At 55.3% G+C, this 21086-nt stretch carries 23 protein-coding genes; 3 read left to right on the forward strand and 20 right to left on the reverse strand.

Annotated elements, in window-relative coordinates; all coding sequences use genetic code 11:
• Positions 1–23: 23 nt before the first annotated feature.
• From P398_RS0111105 to bshB1, 15 genes are all read right to left on the reverse strand, one after another.
• On the reverse strand, positions 24–1259 hold the full coding sequence (locus tag P398_RS0111105) for an MFS transporter (protein WP_029335286.1): 1236 nt from the start codon (positions 1257–1259) through the stop codon (positions 24–26).
• Positions 1260–1387: 128 nt separating this feature from the next.
• Positions 1388–2053 carry an endonuclease III gene (nth, locus tag P398_RS0111110; protein WP_024370208.1) on the reverse strand — a complete coding sequence of 222 codons (666 nt, stop codon included), beginning with the start codon at positions 2051–2053 and terminating at the stop codon, positions 1388–1390.
• Complete coding sequence (locus P398_RS0111115) at positions 2053–2640, reverse strand: DnaD domain-containing protein (protein WP_024370207.1); 588 nt, start codon at positions 2638–2640, stop codon at positions 2053–2055. Before P398_RS0111115 ends, nth begins: the two co-directional genes overlap by 1 nt.
• 61 nt (positions 2641–2701) lie before the next feature.
• A complete protein-coding gene (gene asnS / locus P398_RS0111120) occupies positions 2702–4003 on the reverse strand; it encodes an asparagine--tRNA ligase (RefSeq protein WP_369793371.1) in 1302 nt (433 codons plus the stop codon).
• Positions 4004–4023: 20 nt separating this feature from the next.
• Positions 4024–5211 (reverse strand): pyridoxal phosphate-dependent aminotransferase, encoded by a 1188-nt coding sequence (locus P398_RS0111125; protein ID WP_029335289.1) that lies wholly within the window; start codon positions 5209–5211, stop codon positions 4024–4026.
• A gap of 20 nt (positions 5212–5231) precedes the next feature.
• Entirely contained in the window at positions 5232–5711 is a 480-nt protein-coding gene (locus P398_RS0111130) for a hypothetical protein (protein ID WP_029335291.1), read from the reverse strand.
• Positions 5708–5893 carry a YpmA family protein gene (locus tag P398_RS0111135; RefSeq protein ID WP_016509977.1) on the reverse strand — a complete coding sequence of 62 codons (186 nt, stop codon included), beginning with the start codon at positions 5891–5893 and terminating at the stop codon, positions 5708–5710. The genes P398_RS0111130 and P398_RS0111135 overlap by 4 nt, the downstream gene beginning before the upstream one ends.
• Positions 5894–5958: 65 nt before the next feature.
• Positions 5959–8769 (reverse strand): ATP-dependent DNA helicase DinG, encoded by a 2811-nt coding sequence (gene dinG, locus P398_RS0111140; protein WP_029335294.1) that lies wholly within the window; start codon positions 8767–8769, stop codon positions 5959–5961.
• Positions 8770–8877: 108 nt separating this feature from the next.
• Positions 8878–9261, reverse strand: coding sequence for an aspartate 1-decarboxylase (gene panD / locus P398_RS0111145; RefSeq protein ID WP_024370202.1), 384 nt, complete (start codon positions 9259–9261; stop codon positions 8878–8880).
• A gap of 5 nt (positions 9262–9266) precedes the next feature.
• Positions 9267–10097, reverse strand: a complete 831-nt coding sequence (gene panC / locus P398_RS0111150; RefSeq protein ID WP_029335295.1) for a pantoate--beta-alanine ligase — start codon at positions 10095–10097, stop codon at positions 9267–9269.
• Positions 10094–10930 (reverse strand): 3-methyl-2-oxobutanoate hydroxymethyltransferase, encoded by an 837-nt coding sequence (gene panB / locus P398_RS0111155; RefSeq protein WP_029335296.1) that lies wholly within the window; start codon positions 10928–10930, stop codon positions 10094–10096. Before panB ends, panC begins: the two co-directional genes overlap by 4 nt.
• 209 nt (positions 10931–11139) lie before the next feature.
• Positions 11140–12102, reverse strand: a complete 963-nt coding sequence (locus tag P398_RS0111160) for a biotin--[acetyl-CoA-carboxylase] ligase (protein ID WP_029335297.1) — start codon at positions 12100–12102, stop codon at positions 11140–11142.
• The gene (locus tag P398_RS0111165; protein WP_029335299.1) at positions 12075–13214 is read right to left on the reverse strand and encodes a CCA tRNA nucleotidyltransferase; all 1140 of its coding nucleotides are present in this window, start codon (positions 13212–13214) and stop codon (positions 12075–12077) included. The genes P398_RS0111160 and P398_RS0111165 overlap by 28 nt, the downstream gene beginning before the upstream one ends.
• Complete coding sequence (bshA, locus tag P398_RS0111170; protein ID WP_024370197.1) at positions 13211–14332, reverse strand: N-acetyl-alpha-D-glucosaminyl L-malate synthase BshA; 1122 nt, start codon at positions 14330–14332, stop codon at positions 13211–13213. Before bshA ends, P398_RS0111165 begins: the two co-directional genes overlap by 4 nt.
• A complete protein-coding gene (gene bshB1, locus P398_RS0111175) occupies positions 14329–15012 on the reverse strand; it encodes a bacillithiol biosynthesis deacetylase BshB1 (RefSeq protein WP_029335305.1) in 684 nt (227 codons plus the stop codon). Before bshB1 ends, bshA begins: the two co-directional genes overlap by 4 nt.
• 111 nt (positions 15013–15123) lie before the next feature.
• On the opposite strand from bshB1, the gene P398_RS0111180 reads away from it, so the two are divergent.
• The 3 genes from P398_RS0111180 to P398_RS16160 all read left to right on the forward strand — a co-directional run bounded on the left by P398_RS0111180 (position 15124) and on the right by P398_RS16160 (position 17487).
• Positions 15124–15999, forward strand: coding sequence for a YitT family protein (locus tag P398_RS0111180; RefSeq protein WP_029335307.1), 876 nt, complete (start codon positions 15124–15126; stop codon positions 15997–15999).
• Between the two features lie 340 nt (positions 16000–16339).
• Positions 16340–16915 (forward strand): IS5 family transposase, encoded by a 576-nt coding sequence (locus P398_RS16405; protein ID WP_051638845.1) that lies wholly within the window; start codon positions 16340–16342, stop codon positions 16913–16915.
• Between the two features lie 107 nt (positions 16916–17022).
• Positions 17023–17487 (forward strand): transposase, encoded by a 465-nt coding sequence (locus P398_RS16160; RefSeq protein WP_051638907.1) that lies wholly within the window; start codon positions 17023–17025, stop codon positions 17485–17487.
• A 131-nt stretch (positions 17488–17618) separates the two neighbouring features.
• Here P398_RS16160 and P398_RS0111195 read toward each other — a convergent pair whose 3' ends face one another.
• The 5 genes from P398_RS0111195 to qcrB all read right to left on the reverse strand — a co-directional run bounded on the left by P398_RS0111195 (position 17619) and on the right by qcrB (position 21074).
• Positions 17619–18080 carry a GreA/GreB family elongation factor gene (locus P398_RS0111195; RefSeq protein ID WP_029335311.1) on the reverse strand — a complete coding sequence of 154 codons (462 nt, stop codon included), beginning with the start codon at positions 18078–18080 and terminating at the stop codon, positions 17619–17621.
• A 60-nt stretch (positions 18081–18140) separates the two neighbouring features.
• On the reverse strand, positions 18141–18824 hold the full coding sequence (locus tag P398_RS0111200) for a zinc metallopeptidase (RefSeq protein ID WP_024370193.1): 684 nt from the start codon (positions 18822–18824) through the stop codon (positions 18141–18143).
• 38 nt (positions 18825–18862) lie between these two features.
• The gene (locus P398_RS0111205) at positions 18863–19477 is read right to left on the reverse strand and encodes a DUF1405 domain-containing protein (RefSeq protein ID WP_029335314.1); all 615 of its coding nucleotides are present in this window, start codon (positions 19475–19477) and stop codon (positions 18863–18865) included.
• 98 nt (positions 19478–19575) lie between these two features.
• Positions 19576–20370: a menaquinol-cytochrome c reductase cytochrome b/c subunit gene (locus P398_RS0111210; protein ID WP_029335316.1), complete on the reverse strand. Its 795-nt coding sequence runs from the start codon at positions 20368–20370 to the stop codon at positions 19576–19578.
• A gap of 32 nt (positions 20371–20402) precedes the next feature.
• Positions 20403–21074 carry a menaquinol-cytochrome c reductase cytochrome b subunit gene (qcrB, locus tag P398_RS0111215; protein WP_024370190.1) on the reverse strand — a complete coding sequence of 224 codons (672 nt, stop codon included), beginning with the start codon at positions 21072–21074 and terminating at the stop codon, positions 20403–20405.
• Positions 21075–21086 lie beyond the last annotated feature (12 nt).

Below are 21086 nucleotides of genomic sequence, written 5' to 3' on the forward strand. Positions count from 1 at the left end.
GTAAAGCTTACATAGTTCAACGTTCAGTCTTCGGTTCGCAATCCTGGCAATGTTTCACGTAAACGCAAGAAGGCGACGAGACCGGCCAAGAATGGGATGACCGCCACGAGACCGATCGCCCAATCAATCGACAATACGTCCGTCAATACGCCGGCAAATAACGCCCCGAACGCATAGCCACTGTCCCGCCAAAAACGATACACCCCCATCGCCGAGGCACGCCAATTCGGTTCGGCGACATCGCTGATCGAGGCTTGGATTGTCGGATACACCATCGCCGTCCCGATGCCAAGCAACAGAGCGGCCAATAGCCACAGTCCATAGTCGCTCACGAGCAACAGCAACCACAACGATGTCGCCTGAACCAACATCCCCCCGACAATCAAACCTTTCCGCCCGATTCGATCACTTAAGACGCCGGTGAACAGTTGGAAAAATCCCCACGCCGCCGGATAGACGGCGACGATCAGACCAATCTCCGATAGGCTCAACCCTTTCGAGGCAAAATAGAACGGGAACAATCCCCACGCCATACCGTCTTTTAAGTTCGTCGACAGACCGGCCGCAGTGAGACTCGAGAGTGAGCGATCTTTCCATGTCGTCTGGATGAACACTTCTTTGGCAGAACGGCTCCTGCGTGTGCCCTGCCCCTTTCCTTGAAGGCCAAGCTGCACGCTCGTATCTTTGACAAACATAGATAGGAGGAATCCGATGAGAGCGATCGCGACTCCGATATAAAACGGTTCGGGACGACTCGAGAACGTCGTCGCGACGTACCCTGAGACGGCCGCCATGACGGCGACGCCGACGTAGCCGGCGAACTCATTCATCCCGACGGCGAGCCCACGCTCTGTCGGTTTCGCCAAATCGATTTTCATATTCACCGTCATCGACCACGTCAGTCCTTGATTGATCCCAAGCAAGACGTTCGCGACGATGATCATCCACCAAGACGTGGCAAATATGACGAGCATCGGCACGAACAAGCCGACGAACCAACCGAACAGCAACACATTTTTCCGATCGAATCGGTCGGCGATCGCTCCGGCAAAGTAATTGACGACCGCTTTTGAAAACCCGAAACTGACGATGAACGAGAGGGCCGCGCTCGTCGAGACGAGACCGAAATCTTCTTCGGCGATGACCGGGAGAAGCGTTCGTTCAAGCCCGACCATCGAACCGACAAAGAAGTTCGTCACGACGAGAAACATAAAGTTCAATCGATTTTCATATAGCCCGACCCGTGTTTGATTCAACATTCCCCAATCTCCTTCACATCCTTCACTACAATGAAGGGTTCACTTTTTTGCAAATTGAGTGTACCACAAACATACCCCCAGCCGTATAAAAAACACCTTCTCGATTTTTCATCAAGAAGGTGAATCGATTACGATGGGTCAGTCGCTTGACGCGACTTCATCCGTTTTTTTCCTTCCCGGCACATGTGAAGGAGCGGACATTCTTCACAACCCGGTCGCTGCGCTTTGCAATGATAGCGGCCGAAGAAAATGAATTGGTGATGGAGCTGCGACCACTCCTCGCGCGGGAACTTCTTCATGAGTGTGTCCTCGACTTGGCGGACGTTGTCTTTCCAGCGGCAAATGCCGAGCCGTTTCGAGACACGCTCGACGTGCGTATCGACAGCGAAAGCCGGTTCATGAAAGGCGACCGACAGGACGACGTTCGCCGTCTTCCGTCCGACCCCTGGCAACGCCTCTAATGAAGCCCTGTCTTCCGGAACGACGCCTCCATGCTGTTCGACAATTTGTATCGATAACGCCTTCACGTTCTTCGCCTTGTTCCGATACAACCCGATGCGCTTGATGAGCGCCTCGATTTCGGAGACGTCAGCCGCAGCCATCGCCTCGACCGTCGGGAACGCCTCGAACAATCCTGGCGTCACACGGTTGACGAGTGCGTCGGTCGCTTGGGCCGACAACGCGACGGCGACGACGAGTTCGAACGGATTACGGTGCGTCAGTTCACAATGCGCGTCTGGAAACATGCGGCGCATCGTCTCTGACACTTCATTCAACTGGGCTCTCGTCAACATCACTTGTTCCTCCGTTGATAGTCGACCACATCTTCAAGCGATTCGACGTTATGGTCTTGCCAGACGCGTAAAATTTTGTCCATGTATTTGAAGTTCCGAACGTTGCGAAGTTTGGCTTCCCGCAACGCCGCTAAAATGAGTTCCTCGCTAAAACCATCCTCTGTCAACCAGCCGACGATTTGTTCGATCTCAAACGGTGTGATCGTCCCGAACTCTCGTTCGAACGTGTGGATGAGGTTTTCATTCAACGATTGTGTGTTCTTTTTCGGGGCGACGTCTTCTTCGAGTGCTTGAAAAAGAGGGAGCAGGCTATATCGCTCCACTTCTGCCGACGCATCGATGGCAACAAGTTCTTTTTGCAGCAACCCGAGCAAAACAGCCCGTGCCTCACTCTCAGCGACGTTCATCCGTTCTCCGAGTTCGCTCGGCAACGGCATTTCGATGCCCTCTCCTGTCAATTCGAGCAGATGGACGACGAGGCAAAACTCGACCGGGCTCAAATTTAAACGTCGGGCGTCCGTGAACAGTTTACGTGGAACGACGACCGGACTTTGTTCGAACAGTTTGATCATATTATGTGCATCCATGTCGCACATCCTTTCTAAACACATCAATCGGGGAAGACAATGTGTCATCCCCGATTGATGGTTATGGGTGAATTCGATTTAATAGACGTGGGAACGGGATCGCTTCACGAATATGTTCGATTCCGCTGATCCAAGCGACTGTGCGCTCGAGACCGAGTCCAAAGCCAGAGTGCGGTACAGAACCGTACTTTCGAAGCTCGAGATACCAATCGTACGCGTCCGTCTCGTCTAATCCCTCTTTGACGATTTCCTCTTTCAAGCGGTCGTAGTCGTCTTCACGCTGCGAACCGCCGATGATCTCACCGTATCCTTCCGGCGCGATCAAATCGGCACAAAGAACGAGTTCCGGGTTCTCCGGGTCGACTTTCATGTAGAACGGTTTGATTTCTTTTGGCCAATGGGTGATGAATACCGGCTTATCGTGCGCGTTCGCGATTGCCGTCTCATGCGGTGCACCGAAATCGTCGCCGTACTCGATATCGTCAAATCCTTCTGCCTTCAAGAACGTGATCGCGTCCGCATAACGGATACGCGGGAACGGCGCTTGAACTTTCTCGAGTTTCGATAAGTCGCGCCCAAGCAATTCAAGCTCGTTGCGACAGTTCTCCAACGCTGATTTTGCGATATAAGAGACGTAGCGTTCTTGAAGGTCCAAACTCATGTCGTGGTCGAAGAACGCCATCTCAGGTTCGATCATCCAAAACTCGATCAAGTGACGACGCGTTTTCGACTTCTCGGCACGGAACGTCGGACCGAACGAGAATACTTTTCCGAGTGCCATCGCTGCGGCTTCCATGTATAGCTGTCCTGTTTGTGACAAGTAGGCCGGTTGCCCGAAGTAATCCGTCTCGAACAGCTCAGTCGTGCCTTCAGGGGCGCTCGACGTGATGATTGGTGGATCGATCTTGACGAACCCTTCCATGTTGTAGAACTCGTACGTCGCACGAATCAATTCGTTTCGAACTTTCATGATCGCGTGTTGACGACGCGAACGAAGCCATAGGTGACGGTTGTCCATCAAGAACTCCGTTCCGTGTTCTTTCGGTGTGATCGGGTAATCGACCGACTCAGCGATCACTTCCATGTCCGTCACTTCAAGTTCGAAACCGAGCGGCGTGCGACCGCCGTCCGATTTAACGTTCCCTGTCACCCAGACCGACGTCTCTTGTGTCACACTTTTGGCGAGGGCGAACAAATCTTCGGCCACATCAGCTTTGACGACGACCGCTTGGGCGAACCCGCTCCCGTCACGGAGTTGAAGGAAGGCGATCTTCCCGCTTGAACGTTTGTTGGCGATCCAAGCTCCCACTCGAATCGATTGACCTTCATAATCTTTGAATTGGCTAATTGAAATAGTTGTCATTGTCGTTTCCATCCTTTCGCTTATCGAGTGTGCTGCTTGATAAAGTTTTCCACTCGATCGAGCGCTTCTAGTACTCGTTTTAATTCGGTTGCATAAGAGAGACGGACGTAATCGTCTTGTCCGAAGCCCGAACCTGGGACGAGTGCGACGAACGCCTCACCGAGAACGGCCTCACACCACGTGTCGACCGAGTCGTAACCGCTCATCGTCGCGGCTTCCTTAGCGTTTGCGTATAAGTAAAATGCCCCTTGCGGCTTCAAGCATGTGATGCCCGGGATTTTGATCAACCGATCATACACGATCTCAAGACGTTCCTCGAACGAGACGCGCATCATGTCGACGTCGTCTTGCGGCCCGTTGTACGCCTCGACAGCGGCTGCTTGAGCGATGGACGTCGGGTTTGATGTCGAGTGCGAGGCAAGGTTCGTCATCGCTTCGATGATGGAACGGTCCCCGAGCGCGTAACCGATGCGCCAACCTGTCATGGCGTGGGACTTCGATACGCCGTTGATGATGATCGTCCGCTCGCGCATACCCGGAAGCGTCGCGATCGAGACGAACGTCGCGTCCCCATATACGAGTTTCTCGTAAATCTCGTCACTGACGACTAACAAGTCATGACGTGTGACGACTTCAGCGAGCGCGACAAGTTCTGCCTCCGTGTAAATCATGCCGGTCGGGTTCGATGGGCTGTTCAAGATGACGGCTTTCGTCCGATCCGTCACGGCCGCCTCGAGCGCCTCTGGCGTCAATTTGAACGTCGTCGCCTCTGTCGTCTCGACGTAGACCGGTACCCCGTCAGCGAGCTTCACTTGTTCCGGATAGCTGACCCAGTACGGGACAGGGATGATGACTTCGTCACCTTCGTCGAGGATCGCTTGAAACAGTGCGTACAGCGCATGCTTCGCACCGGAAGCGACCATGACCTCGCTCCGTTCAAACGTGAGGTCGCTGTCTCGTTTCGTCTTTTCGATGATCGCATCTTTCAACGCGACCGTACCGCCTGAAGGAGTATACTTCGTATCACCGTCGCGGGCCGCCCGACAGGCTGCCTCGATGATGCGTTCCGGTGTGTTGAAGTCCGGCTCACCGGCTCCGAGACCGATGACGTCTTGCCCTGAAGCTTTCAACGCTTTCGCTTTCGCCGTAATGGCGAGCGTCGTCGACGGTGTCAACTGCTTAACCCGTTTTGCCAATAGATGTTCCATCGTGATCCCCCTCAATTTGCTCAAAGTGAGTCCGTCAATTGGACCCGTCTAATAAAGTCTCCGGTTTGGAGCGTGTAGTACGAATAAGTATATGAAGCTCCTGCTTTCGTCACAACTTCAATCAATGCCCGGTCGTCGAACCCATATTTACAACTGACGAGCGCACCACCGGTTTCCTCTACCGACTCGGCGCAAACTTGATTCAAGTCGACCGAAGCGATTTCGCGCTCCTCGATTGGTTCTTCGCTGTCTACCGGCACGAACAAGACACGATCCGCCTCCTCGAAGACGACGTACGGTTTCGTCCCGTTATACAAGTCGGCCCGTTCGGACTCGACGGTCGGTTGTTCGGCCAAAAGACGCTCACGCGCTTCTTCGATCAAACTTTGTTTCGTCCGCTCGGTATGTCCGACTGTGAACCAATAGATGCCACTAAACATGATGACGACACCGATCAGTGCCGTCATGAGTGCGACCACTACTTTTGTCTTACGTGTCATTCTGTCCGGTAGATGGTGAATACCATCTCTTCTTTCTTCGGATCATTTACTTTTTTCTCTAACGCCAAACCGAACATCAAATCTTGGCTCTTCAGCGTCCGGTTCAACAAGTCGACGATTTTGTATACGTCTGCCGTCGGTTCGATGCGAACGGTCGCGAGCGTCTCGATATTTGAATTCATGGTCCATCCTCCTTCAAAAACACTATACCCATTATTATAAAGCGATAATTTCGCCCTGCCTAGCGTTATCTGTCATTTCCTAAACCCGTCTTCTCCTTATCATCTAAAAACAACTCAAGTTCTGAGAGGGCCGTCTCGATCGGTCCTTCGATTCGATCGACGGCGGGCAGACTGTTGAGGAACTGTTTGCCGTAACGTGTCGTCTCAACGCGGCGATCGAATACGAAAATGGCGCCGTAATCTTCTTTCGAGCGAATCAAGCGGCCGACCCCTTGTTTGAAGCGGATGACTGCTTGCGGGAGGGACAGCTCAAAGAAAGATGATTTCCCTGTCGCTTCAATCTTTTCAGAACGTGCTTGCATGACCGGCTGATCGGGCGGCGCGAACGGGAGGCGGACGATGATCAGACACGTCAACGATTCGCCGGGGATATCGACCCCTTCCCAGAAACTGGCCGTCCCGAACAAGATCGACTGGTCAATCCGTTTGAACTGTTTCGTCAATCGGCTCCGCGACCCGCCGCTCACTCCTTGTGCGAGGAGCGTATACGCCTCATCGAGCTGACCTTTTACCGCATCGTGCGTCAAACGCAATAATTCGTTCGAAGTGAACAAGACGAGCATCCTCCCTTTCGTCACGTTGGCGATCTGGGCGATGGCGTCCGCCGTTTCGGCGACGAACTGCGGGAGCGGCACTTCGTTGATGAGCGGAAGGTCGGACGGGACGAACAGCTTCGCCTGCCGCTTGAAGTCAAACGGCGAAGGAAGGACGACACGTCGGACGTTTTCTCCGTCGAGTCCAAGACGCCGCTCGATAAAACCAAATCGTCCTGACACGGTCATCGTAGCCGACGTCAAAACAGTCGGTCGTTTCATGAAGAGACGCTCATGAAGGAGTGGTCCGATCTCGACCGGTTGCGTATAGACGGACGTGAGCTTACGGTTCGCCAAGTTCAACTCGACCCAGCTGACCGCATCGTCATCTTTTGTGAGCATCGTCTCAAACAACACGCTTTCGAGTTCTCGCACATCCCCGATGAACGCTTTCAAGTCTGAAAGCACGGCCCGCTGCTTGAACGTCATGTGCTCTTTATGTTCGTCGAGGAGACGGTGCATTTGTCGCAGAGACATCCGCAAGGCCCGAAGTTTATACTCAAGTCGTTTTGCTACTTCACGGATCGGCCGGAACACCTCCCCTTCCCGTTCAAACCTCACCGTTTGGCGTTGCTCTTTTTTCTTGCCGAGCGAATGAAGAGCCGTCAATAAATCGTCTAACTCGGCATCGACTTGCGCGAGCGCGACGTCGGTGTCGCGGCTGAACGCTTCCGTCTCTTCCGCCACGGACGTCAAGTCGGCGAGTTGGAGCAGACGAGAATGGAACTTCCCGTCGGCCCCATACCCGAACCACTTGAACAACCGGTCGAACTGGATGGCGTCGAACGTCACCCCGAAGTGATGGGAAGCGACCTCCTCGACTTGATGGGCCTCATCTAAGACGAGCGGGGTATCGGTCGGTAGTATACCGGCCTGATGTTGAAGGTCTGAGAACAACAAGGCGTGGTTCGTCACGATGATATCCGCTTCTTTTGATCGCAACACGGCTCGCGTGAAGAAGTCACGGCTGTACCACGGGTCAAAACGTCCAAATTCAGACGCCGCATCCGCCTGTATGAGCCGCTTGAACGAAGCCGGTCCTTGCGTCGCCGCGCCGGGGAGTGACAACTCTTCCAAGTCGCCCGTCTCCGTCTCTGTCAGCCAGACGAGCACCATCGCCTTACACATAGCCGATAACAGTCCGTCCGTCGTCTCTTCGAGCACGGCCTCAAACTTGCGGAGGTCGATATAGTTGCGTCGCCCTTTTAATAACGTGAACTCGATTTCCGGAAAAATCGCTTTTAAGATCGGCAAATCCCGGTTGAGCAGCTGTTCTTGCAATTGGATCGTGTGCGTGCTGACCACAACGGGACGCTTCGTCTCGAGCGCATGGTGTGCGCTCGGAATCAAGTAGGCGAGTGTCTTGCCCGTCCCGGTACCAGCTTCGACGAGGAACGTCGTTTCATCATCGAGCGCTTTGTAGACGTGTCGCATCATCTCGAACTGGCTTTGTCGCGGTTCAAACTGATGGAACAAGGACGGCAACGTCTCTTCGATCGTCCGGTGTAAGAACGGCTCGAACGGTTCTCGCTCGATCGCTTCGACATGTGAGTCTGTCAAACGCTTCAATGCGATCTTCCGGTGAACGTCGTACGTCGCCTCGTCTTCCGGCCGGATGCCGATGTCGAGAATGATTTCGTCGAGCAACGGTTCGATGTTGCTCGTCCACGACTCTGACAAGCGGCGCAACTGTTTGAGTGTCACGACCGGTAGTTCCCGGAGTCGCGCGATTTGTTGAATGAACAGTTCAGCTGTCGCTTCGGCATCACTGAGGGCTCGGTGCGCATCCGTATGCACGAGGTCGAACACATCGGCGAGCGACTCGAGGGCGTGGCTCTCGAGGGTCGGGTAAAGGATGCGGGCGAGTTCAACCGTATCAATCGCTCGGCCTTGAAACGGCAAGTACCCTGCCTGTTCCAAGCTCTCATTTAAAAAGTTTAAATCAAACGTGACGTTGTGGGCGACGAACACACGCCCATCTAACATCTTCCATATACTAGGGATAACCTCTTCAAACGTTGGGGCATCCTCTACATCACGATCTGTGATCGTCGTCAACTGCGTGATGAAAGGTGGGATCGGACGACTCGGTCGAATCAAAGTACTGTAGCGCTCAATCACTTCACTACCTTGTACGACAACCGCCGCGAATTCAATCAATTCGTCGCCGGATTTGACGGAATGACCGGTCGTCTCTAAATCCACTATCACATAAGTGTCCATAACATCCATCCCATCTTCGGCACGCTCGTGCTTTCTATCTGTCTCATCTTACCATAGAACGATACACGAAAAAACGGGGATGCCTTTTATCGGACATCCCCGCTCGCCTCACAATATCGTGTGCGCGATCTCTTCATACAAGAGTTGATCGACTTCGTTGCGCTCGTTCAAGACGGCGACTTTCGGACGATGCAATCTTGCCTCTTCTGCCGTCATCTGACCGTACGCCATGATGATGACGACGTCACCGACTTGGAAGTGACGGGCTGCTGCGCCATTCAAACAGACGACACCAGATCCTCGTTCCCCTTTGATGACGTACGTCTCGATCCGGGCACCGTTATGGTTGTTCGTGATGTGCACATGCTCATTTTCCATAATGCCGACCGCATCCATCAAATCTTCATCGATCGTGATCGAGCCGACATAGTGCAAGTTCGCCTCGGTAACGGTCGCTTTGTGCAACTTCGCGTGCATAAATGTTCGAATCATCAGATTCATCCTCTCTTCCAAATCACGTTATCGATCAAGCGGGCCCGGTCAAATTGGACGGCTGCCGCAATTAACAGTTCATGCGATGTGTCGCGTGCTTTCGTCAACGTCGGATAATCGACGATTTCGACGTAGTCGATCGTGCTGTTCGGGATAGCGTCTAGCCGTTCAACCAGTCTTGCTCGCACCGCCGGGACGGTCAATCCTGCTTGAAGCCCCGTTTCAGCCTCGATGAGCGCCTTGTTGATCTCAGCCGCCTCCACACTTTCCGTCTCAGACAAATAGACGTTCCGACTCGACTTGGCCAGCCCTGACGCCTCCCGAATGATCGGGCAACGCCGGATCTCGACCGGCACGAAATAGTCGTGGACATACCCTTCGATCAAGGCGACTTGTTGTGCATCTTTCAACCCGAAATAGGCTCGGGTCGGGCGCACGATGTTGAATAATTTTGATACGACGGTCAACACGCCATCGAAATGGCCTGGTCGGCTTGCACCGCACAGCACGTCGGCACCGGTGCGTACCGTCACGCGCGCCATATCAAGCGGATACATCGTCGTCGTGTCGGGATAGAACAAGATATCGACGCCGGCGTCGCGGGCGAGCGCCTCGTCGCGATCGAAATCACGTGGATACCGGTCGAGGTCTTCGTTCGGTCCGAACTGGGTCGGATTGACGAAGATGCTCATGACGACGAGGTCGTTCTCCGCTTTGGCTGCCTCGACGAGACTGAGGTGACCTTCGTGCAAGTAGCCCATCGTCGGTACGAAACCGACGGTCGAATCATGCGATATCGCGTCTCGTAATGACATCGGGTCGGTGACGATTCTCATGCCTTCCCTCCGTACAACGTATCGAGCAACGTCTCGTCCATCGTGAACGTGTGACGTTCGAGAGGGAACGAGCCGTCTTTCGTCGCCTGCACGTATTCGTGGATGGCGCTTGTCGCGACTTCGTTCACATCGGCGTATGCTTCGACAAATTTAGGGAGCCGGTCGACGCCGTACTTTAAAATGTCATGGTAGACGAGCACTTGGCCGTCCACGTCAGCGCCGGCGCCGATGCCGATGACCGGAATCGTCAGCGCTTCGGCGATCTTTTTGGCGAGCTGATGCGGCACACATTCGAGGACGAGCATCTTCGCCCCGACCCGCTCAGCCTCGAGGCTATCGGCAATCAACCGTTCGGCATCTTCAAGCGATTTACCTTGCACTTTGTAGCCTTCGAGCACGCCGACCGATTGTGGTGTCAGTCCCAGATGGGCGACGCAAGGCATGCCGATTTTCGTCAACCGTTCAATCGTCTCGAGCACCTCGCCTGCCCCTTCGAGCTTGATGGCGTCAGCGTGTCCGTCCTGAAACAGCGTCTGTGCAGCTTGTAACGTCCGGTCAAAGTCACCGTGATACGTCGCGAACGGCATATCGACGACGACGAACGTATTGCGTGCCCCGCGTCTTACCGCTTTCGCATGGTGCACCATGTCAGCGATGGTGACTGGGATCGTCGAGTCGTAACCGAGCACGACCATGCCGAGTGAATCGCCGACGAGGATGATATCGACCTCTCCGGCTTCGGCGAGTTTCGCCGACGGATAATCATAAGCGGTCAACATGACCAGCTTCTCTTCTTGCTTCATCTTCTTGAGTAAAGATGTCATCGTATGCATATGTTCTCCTCCTAAATGGGAGACAGGAAAGAAAAAGCGCCTTCTTATCGACAAGAAGGCGCACGAAAGCAAACTCAATGGTTGAGTGTCCTTCTGTCCCTGTCAAAGTGATCAAGGCAGACAAATAATGGTAGTGACGGTCTGCAGTCCGGTACACTTCGCTATGATAGCGTCCGGCACATTCATTATAGACCACGTCAAGCATTCATTCAATCATTCCAAACCGCGATTTCAGCAGAGTAAATCGGTTCGATGCCCGCTCCCGTCTCAAGCAAGAGCGCACCTTCTGTCGAGATGCCACGCATGACCCCGGTCTTCGTCTTTCCGGCCGTCGTTAGCGTGATCGTCTCATCGATGAAGGCGGCGTTTTGGAGCCAATGTTCACGAACCGGGGAGAAGCCCGCCTCAAGGAACAGATCGTACTCCTTCTCGAGATCTTCTAACAAACGAGCGAGCAATTCGCTTCGTCGGTGGACGATGCCCGTCTCGCGCTTGAGCGACGTCGCCCGATGGATGAGCTCCTCTGGAATCGTTTCTCCGTTCACATTGAAGCCGAAGCCGAGGATGACCGCCTGAATGCGGTCACCCTCGGTCTGCATTTCCGTCAAAATCCCGCCGATTTTCTTGCCGTTCAAGAGCAGGTCGTTCGGCCATTTGATCGCTGCGACAATTCCTTCGCGGTTGAATGAGCGGGCGAACGCGCTCGCCGCCATGAGCGTCAATTTCGACGCGTCGCGAATCGGCAAATCCGGACGCAAGATGATGCTCGCCGCAATATTCACCCGGCTCGGATTGTACCATTGCCGTCCGAGTTGCCCGCGGCCGGCCGTCTGTTCTTCGCTGATGACAATCGTCCCTTCCGGCGCCCCACGCTGAGCGTGCTCATGGGCAATCCGTTGCGTCGTGTCGACTTGGTCGTACGCGTGAACGTGTTGGCCAAAACGCCCACGTCGGACGGAAACGAACGCCGTCTCATCGAAGCGGTCGTTCTGCTCGAGCAATTGATACCCTTTTCGTGGAATCGTCTCGATATCGTAACCATCTTGTTTTAACGTCTCGATATGTTTCCAAATAGCGGTACGTGAAATATTTAGTTGCCGGGCCAACTCCTGCCCGCTCCAGACCGCCCCGTCTTGCAATAGGCTCAAGACCTTTCCTCGTGTCGAAGCCATGCGCATGCCTCCTTCCGTAAAGTCGTCTCCTCGTTCGGCAGATCGCCATGGAGCACCGCCCGCTCCAAATAGGCAAGTAAATGTTTGATCGTCGCCCCTTTCGCCCCGAGGGAGAGGGCGTCACGGCCATCGAAACGAAGCTCACTGCGACGTTGAATCGGCAACGCCCGCTTCAACTCGATTGCCCGGTCTGCCCGTCCTTCCATCCGTAAGTACGTATCGAGCGTCGCTTCGGGCGTGTCGTAGACGGCGAACGTGTCAAGACCGGTCGTGAGCAGCCCGGCGAGCCGGGCCGCCTCCCGTTTGGTCGCGTTCGACCGTTTCCAGGCGGTGAGCCAACTCACGTCACCCGCATGGTGGAGGAAGAGCGCCCAGCCGCCGAGCCCGTTGACCGGTTTCCGGTCGTCGTCGACGACCTTCTGCAATAAGCCGCAATCCATATCCGGCAAATATTCGTGAATCCCGGCCGCCATGAGCGACGAGAGCGCACGCTTATAGGCCGGCCCCGCCATCAGTTTCTCAAATTCGATGGCGATGCGCTCCATGGCGATATGGCGCAGTTTATGCCCGAGCGCCGAAGCGGCCCGGACAAGTTCCTCGTCGAGGGTGAAGTCGAGCTGGGCCATGAAACGGAACGCCCGCATGATGCGGAGGGCGTCCTCGTCGAACCGTTCGTACGGGCTCCCGACGGTACGGATGACTCTCGCCTCGAGGTCGAGCCGTCCGCCGAACAAATCGACGACGTTACCGTCATGAAACGCCATCGCGTTCATCGTGAAATCTCGTCGCAACAAATCCTCTTCAAGTGAGACGCCAAGCGCGACGTGGTCGGGGCGACGCGAGTCGGAGTACGTCCCTTCCGAACGGAACGTCGTCACTTCGAACGGATGATGGTCGATGATGACCGTTACGGTCCCGTGGTCAATCCCGGTCGGCACCGCCTTCGGGAAGAGCGCGAGCACCTCGTCCGGGAAGAGCGACGTCGCGATGTCAATGTCGTCAGGTAAATGTCCGAGCATATAGTCCCGGACGGCGCCGCCGACGATATACGCCTCCCCGCCGCGGCGGTTGATCGTCTCGATAATCTGTTTTGCATATTCCCATTCTGTCATGCGCGCACCACCCGTTCGTAAAGTGACTCGTATGCGGACACGATATCGGTCGACGCGAACTGTTTTGCCCGCTGCAACCCGTTTTCACGCAACCGCGCCTGTAGCGCCTTGTCGAGTAAGATGTTCTCGAGCGCTTTCGTCGCCCCGGCGACGTCACCGCGGGCGACGACGAACCCTTCCGCCCCGTCGGTGATCACTTCCGGCAACCCGCCGGCATCCGAGACGACCGATGGGATACCCGTCGCCATTGCCTCGAGCGCGACGAGACCGAACGCTTCTTTGTCCGATAAGAGGACGTGCACGTCACTGATCGATAACAGTTCGGCGACTTGTTCTTGTTTCCCGGCGAAGATGACGTCTTGCTCGAGCGACAACTCGCTCACTTGACGGCGCATCGCCCCCATGAGCGGCCCGTCCCCGACGAGGAGCAGTTTTTTATCCGGCACGTTCATCCGGGCGAACGCCTCGAGGACGAGGTCGATCCGCTTCACTTGCCGGAAGTTCGAGACGTGGATGACGACGTTGTCCGACTCAGTCAAGCCGTAACGTTCCCGGAGTGACGAGTCGTCGAGCGGACGGTACACCGTCTCGTCGATGAAGTTATGGATGACGTCGATGGACAAGTCGGACCCGATCCGTTCGAGCGTCTCTTGCCGCAGGCTGTCGGATACGGCCGTGATGGCGTTCGACTTCCGGAGCCCGTACAGGATGGCGGGCTTCAGCTCCTCATCCTCCCCGAGCACGGTGATATCGGTCCCGTGCAACGTCGAGACGATCGGGATGTTCGTCCCGGCCATCTCACGCCCGAGCGCGGCACAGACGGCATGGGGCACGGCGTAATGCGCATGGATGACGTCGAGACCGAACGCTTGGATCACACTTGCGATTTTCGAGGCGAGCGTGATGTCGTACGGTGGATACCGGAACACCGAATATTGGTTGATCTCGACCTGATGGAACGTGATGTTCGGATGATACGCATTCAATCGGAATGGGATGCTCGACGTGATGAAGTGGACGTCGTGGCCGCGGTCGGCGAGCTTCATGCCGAGCTCCGTGGCGAGAATGCCAGAACCCCCGACCGATGGATAACAGAGGACACCGATCCGTAGCTTCATGCGAGCTCCCCCGCTTTCTTGACGGCGTACGGCTTGACGGTCATCAAGCCCTCGGCGTACGTCGTCCCGATCAAACTGCCAAAATGTCGTTCCCGCGCCCGCACGCGTTCGATATATTCATCCGTGAGCGGGGTCCGGACGCCGTCCACGGGCATGAACTGGCTCTCATAAGCAGACAAGGCACGCAGCTTCGTCTCCATCGTCTCGCTGATGTCGATACAGACGTCAGGCGTCTCAAGCGCGTTAATCATATATTGATAGACGCTGTCCGGTCGATATGCCGGCACGTCTTGCATGAACTTCCGAATCCCGGCGTTAAAGAGCGCCTCCTCGACGAGCCGGGCACAGGCCCGATGGTCGGGATGGCGGTCGTCGCCGTACGGATACAACACATGCGTCGGACGCTCGGTCCGAATCAAGCGGACGAGCGTCTCGATTTGCATCTCGTCCCCGGTCAGTCCCCGGTCCGGGAAACCGAGGTTGAGGCGACGAACCCCGAGCACGTCGTCGGCGCGTCCCGCCTCGACGGCGCGGGTGTCGACGTCCCCGTTCGAGGACAGCTCGGCCCGGGTCAAATCGACGTAGACGACCTCGATGCCGTCGCGTGTCCATTGGGCCGTCATCCCGGCGATGCCGATCTCGATATCGTCCGGATGGGCCCCGATTGCTACTATTTTCATAAAATCACCTCTTCTGTGAAAAGTATATCGGACTCAACCACGAATGTCATATGTAGAGGGTAGTCAACTGAGAGGTTTTTCGAGTACGCTACTAGATGGGAGGTGAACGAAATGACGGTACAGTTACCGATTCGTTTTCGCAATATTATCTTTATCTTGATTGGTTCATTCATTTTTGCGTTTGGGGTATATCACTTCAACGTGCAAAACAATTTGGCCGAAGGTGGTTTCACGGGGATCACGTTGATTCTGCGCGGCTTGTTCGACTGGTCGCCATCCATCACAAACTTGGCGCTCAACATCCCGCTCTTCTTTGTCAGCTACAAGCTGCTCGGGCGGACGACGTTCATCTATACGCTCATCGGGACGTTCAGCTTTTCGATTTGGTATGCGCTCGTCGCCAAATATTCGAACCTCGTCATCGACTTGACCGATGACATGGTGCTCGCGAGCCTGTTCGCCGGACTGTTCATCGGCGTCGGTCTCGGCATCATCTTTAACAATGGCGGCACGACCGGAGGCGTCGACATTATCGCCCGTCTCGTCCAACGTTACGTCGGCTGGTCGATCGGGAAGACGTTCCTCGTCTTCGACTTTTTCGTCATCGTGCTCAGTTTGACGTATCTCGACATCCGTGAGGCGATGTACACGTTGCTCGCCGTCTACGTCGGTGCCCGTGTCATCGACTCGATGCAGGAAGGGACGTACGCCGGTAAGGCCGCGATGATCATCAGCGACCACCGGACGTCGATCGCCGACGGTATCCATGCGACGATGAACCGCGGGACGACGCGTCTCATCGCCAAAGGCGGTTATTCGAACAAGGAACTCGAAGTGCTTTACGTCGTCGTCGGACGCAATGAAGTGAACCGTCTGAAGACGATCGTCAAACAAATCGACCCGCACGCTTTCGTCACGTTCCACCACGTGTATGAGGTCGGCGGTGAAGGGTTCACGTTCGATGAGAACCGGATTCCTTTAAAATAAACCACGACACAAAACGCCCCGTTCGAGTGAACGGGGCGTTCAGATTGTTGACTAACAGAATGTTTTCGCTCCTCCTCTTGGCGCCTCCGCTTTCCTAGGGGCGAGCAGGGAGCCGCATCGCGACGTTGTCGCTGCTGGGTCTCCCTCCGCTCGCTGATCCCTCAGGAGTCTCCGGCGCCGTCGGATGAGCGCCGCGAGAGGCCGCCCCTGGGTGGCCTCTCGTCTTTTTCTGAGGCCTCGACGGCCGATAGAAAAAGACCCCGATGCGGGCTAAAACCTCGAGAAGCGGGAACTGGTATGTATGGATCGTCACTGCCTCCGAACAGGAAGGGGAATCATCATGTACCGAGCCCATATCGCCAAACGCCATGAACCAATCCGCACCGACGCCTCGCTGGACCAACTGGTCCCGAAAGACCACCTCGTCCGCAAACTCGACCGCCACATCGACTTCTCCATCGTCCACCGGCTATGCGCGCCGCTGTATTCAAACACCGGACAGCCCGGCATCGACCCCGAGATCCTCATCAAGATCATCCTGCTCGGCCCGCTGTTCAACATCCGTTCCGTGCGACAGACCATCAAGGAAATCGAGACGAACCTCGCGTACCGTTGGTTCCTCGGGCTCGGGATGGACGAGAAAATTCCCGACCATTCGACGATCAGCCAGGCCTATCGACGCCGGTTCGCCGGCACGGACGTCTTTCGACAAATCTTCGAGGACATCGTGGGCCAGGCCGAAGCCCACGGCTTCATTTCAGGGCGCATCCTGATCACCGACTCGACCCACATCCGAGCCAACGCGAACAAGAAGAAGTTCGACAAGGTCGAGGTCGAGCAGGTCGTCGGCGATGTCGAGGACGAGCTTCTCGGCCGGGTGAACGAGGAACGGGCCAAACGAGGAAAAAAGCACTGAAGCCCGCGCGACAGAAGAAGAAGCGTCGACTCATCAAGGTGAGCCGGACCGACCCTGAGGCGGGCTATATGTAACGTGACCAGAAGCCGGAAGGCTTTTTCTGGCTGGTGCACCGGACGGTCGACGCCAAGCACAACTTCATCGTCGATGTGCATGTCACGCCCGGGAACGTGTCGGACAGCACCGTCTATCTGGACCGTTTCGCCTATCCGCTCGAGGCGGTCGCGCTCGATGCCGGTTACTACACGACCGAGATCGCGAAGGCGCTCGTCGAGCGCGGCGTTTTCGGCGTCATCGCCTGGCGACGGTTCGGTGGGAAGAAGGGGATGATTCGAAAGACGCGGTTCACCTACCTGCCGGACGTGGATGCCTATCTGTGTCCGGCGAAACAGCACCTCACCTATAAGACGACCGACCGTCACGGCTATCACCAGTACGCGTCCGATCCTGCCATCTGTCAGAACTGCCCGCTCCTCGAGAAGTGCACGTCAAGCCGATCGCATCGGCGCGTCATCACCCGCCACATCGATGAGTCCTACCGCGATGTTGGCCGAAAACGACCGTCTACATAGCATTTTTTCAATTTTATGTCGGGCAGAGCGCCTCGAGCTCGTTGAACACAAAAAAAGACGAACCCATTCGCCAGAAGCGAATGGGTTCGTCAACAGCCTGAACGCCCCGTTCGAGTGAACGGGGCGTTACTTTATCGTTCGATGCGGACAATCTCAAAGTCGAGCGTGCCGCCTGGTGTATCGATCGTGACGGTTTGACCGACGACGCCTCCCATCAACCCGATTCCGAGCGGTGATGACGCGGAAATCGTCCCGTTCGCCAAGTCGGCCTCGAGTTCACCGACGAGGCGATACGTCTCTTCTTCCCCATCCGGTGTTTCGCGAATGACGACCTGACTCCCAAACGCGACGACGTCAAGTCGACCTCTGTCGACGATGACGGCTTCGGCGAGCGTGCGCTCGAGATCGGCAATCTTCACTTCAATCCGATCGTAAGCGTCCACCGCTTCGGCGTACGTCACGTCTTCTCGAAAGTCACAAAACTTCCGCGCCGTCTTGATGCGCTCGCGTGCCTCGGTCCGTTCATGTGTCAAACTCGCGAGTTGGGCGGTCAGGCGGTCACGGCCTTCCTTCGTCAACTGTGGTTTTGGCATCTCCTGCTCCTTTCAAAATGCGGTACAAAAAAGTCCCGTCGCTGGACGGGACACTTGATTCTATTCGTTGCGTGGCATGAACACGATGAGCGCCAAACGGATGAGTTCGGCGACTGCGACGAGTGTCGCCGCGACGTACGTCCAAGCTGCCGCATTGAGCACTTTTCGTGCACCTGATTCTTCCGTCGCCGTCACGATGCCGTGGCTCGTCAATTCCGCCATCGCTCGCTTCGAAGCGTCGAATTCGACCGGGAGGGTGACGAGCTGGAACATGACCGCACCGAGCATCATGATGACACCGAGTTGGGCGAGACCCATCGCTCCAAGGAGGAAACCACCGAGGAGGAGCGGGAACGACAAGTTCGACGTGATGTTCACGACCGGGACGAGGCGATGACGAACACGCATCATCTTGTAGTCGGTCGCGTCTTGGATGACGTGCCCGATCTCATGGGCCGCGATCGCAGCAGATGAGATCGTCGAGCCTTGGTACACTTCCCGAGACAAACGGACGACTTTGTTGACCGGGTCGTAATGGTCACTCATCAATCCGTCGACCATCTCGATGCGTACGTTGTGCACGCCGTTCTGTTTCATGATGAAGTCTGCGACTTGAGCGCCGGTGACCCCACTTTGGAGACGTTGTTGTAAAAATTTCTTATACGTACTTTTCACTCGCATCTGAGCCCATAACGGGATGAGCATGATCAGTGCAAGATAGAAAATATAGCCACCTAATGACATTTTCTATATCACCTCTGCGTATATTTGATACTTCGATTTTACATTCTTATGACCTTATTATCAAGCGAACTGCGTAGGATGAGCTTGTATCCCACAAAAAAACACATTCCTGTCAGCCAGAACGAGCCGTAACCGATCCACATGATGTGTTCGGCGAGTGACGGGTAACGCGGCCATTGACCGAGCACATAGTCGACGACGTCGTTGTGGACGACCCAGACGAGCGTCAAGACGAACGAACGGACCGTCCACTTCATGAACGGGGCGTACAAGATGGCCTGAAACGCCATCGCCCCGTGTGACACCATGAGCATGACAGCCATGAGCACCGTGACCGTGTCGGCATCACTCCCGAGCGTCCGCAGGAACAAGACGTTCATGACGACGGCCCATAGCCCGTACTTGACGAGCGTGATGAACGCGAGCGTCTCCATGAGCGGCGACTTCTTCCCGGCGATCCAAAGTCCGAGCACGATCGTGAAGAACAGTGACGCTGTCGGGCTGTCGGGGACGAACGGCCAATAAAGGAGCGGTGTGTCACGTAGTTGTGGCTCGTACCAGACGTATCCGTAGATCGTCCCGAGCAGGTTGATGACGAACAGCGTCATTAAGACGATGCGATGAGTGAGAAGTGGTCGCAACATATGTATCATTCGAGTGTTCCATCCTTTTTTCTCTATTGTAGCGTGCGTGGACGAAAAAAGTAAAAGAAGTGTAACCCGTTTGACGGGGCTACACTTCTAGGCTTACGTTATTCGTTGTTCTCTCCGCCTTCACCGTACGAAGCGATAAATTCAGACATAGCTTGAAGATCTTCGTCCGAACCGTCCCATTGTCCGGCTGGCATCGCCCCGATCCCGTTGACCGAGATTTCAGCGATTTCTTCAGCCGTATACGCTGTACCGACGAGCGGTGGAGCTGCTGCGCCACCTTCAAGGTTTTGACCGTGACAGTTGACACAAGACTGGGCCGAGTAAATCTCATAACCTGGCGCCGCCGTGTCGATTTCCGGACCTTCACCCGGTACGACGAGGATTCCTTGCTCATGGACTTGGTCCCAGTGCGTCGTTTGTACCGATTCCCACGTCAAGTAGACGATCGAGAGGACACCGAGCAACATGAAACTGACCGCGACCGGTCGTTTCGCCGGGCGACGTTCAAGTCCTTGGTCAAGCCATGGCGCGATCAAAAGCGCGGTGAACGCGACGCCCGGCATGATGACCGTCCCGAGCAAGATCCAATCTCCTGCTGCGAATTGATATTTGAGCAATTGATACAAGAACAAGAAATACCAGTCCGGAAGCGGAATGTATGACGTGTTCGTTGGATCGGCGATATTTTGGAGCGGTGGTGCCTCGACGATTGTCAAAGCGATGAATCCGATCAAGAAGACCGATCCGACCATCCACTCCTTCAGCAAGAAGTTCGGCCAGAACGCTTCGGTGCGTCCTGGGTATTCTGAATAGTCTTTCGCAATATTTTGTTTCCGATTCGAGATTCCCACTCGAGAGTCGGTCACAAATTTCATCCCTTTACCGCGATGCATATCGTTTCTCCCCCTTTTTTCCTCGTACCGGCTTAGAGCGGTCCAGAAATTCCTTGTTTACGAATCATCAAGAAGTGAGCTCCGAGAAGTCCGAACAAGGCCGCCGGCAAGAAGAAGACGTGAACGGCGAAGAAGTTCGTGAGCGTCCGCGCACCGACAATCTCGCCACCGGCGAGAAGCGTCTTAGCGATGCCACCGATGACCGGGACACTCTCTGCAATCTGAAGCGTAACTTTCGTCGCGAACAACGCTTTCATGTCCCATGGTAACAAGTAACCTGTGAGACCGAGCGCCAAGACGACGAAGAACAATAGGACGCCGACAACCCAGTTGAGCTCGCGCGGCTTCTTATACGATCCGGTAAAGAATACGCGGAGCGTATGTAAGAACAGCATGACGATGGCGACCGACGCACCCCAGTGGTGCATCCCACGGACGATTTGACCGTGTGCGATCTCATTTTGCAAGTAATACACCGACGCGTGCGCGTTGATGATATCTGGAACGTAGTACATCGTCAAAAACATCCCTGACAGGATTTGAATGACGATCGTGAAGAATGTCAAACCGCCGAAGCAATAAACAAATGCTGAAAAGTGATGGGCAGGGTTGACGTGTTCTGGAACTTCATGGTCAGCGATGTCGCGCCATAACGGCGTGATGTCGACGCGTTCATCGACCCAATCATAAATCTTTTGTAACATCGACTATTCCCC

Source organism: Exiguobacterium aurantiacum DSM 6208 (assembly GCF_000702585.1).
Lineage (GTDB): Bacteria > Bacillota > Bacilli > Exiguobacteriales > Exiguobacteriaceae > Exiguobacterium > Exiguobacterium aurantiacum.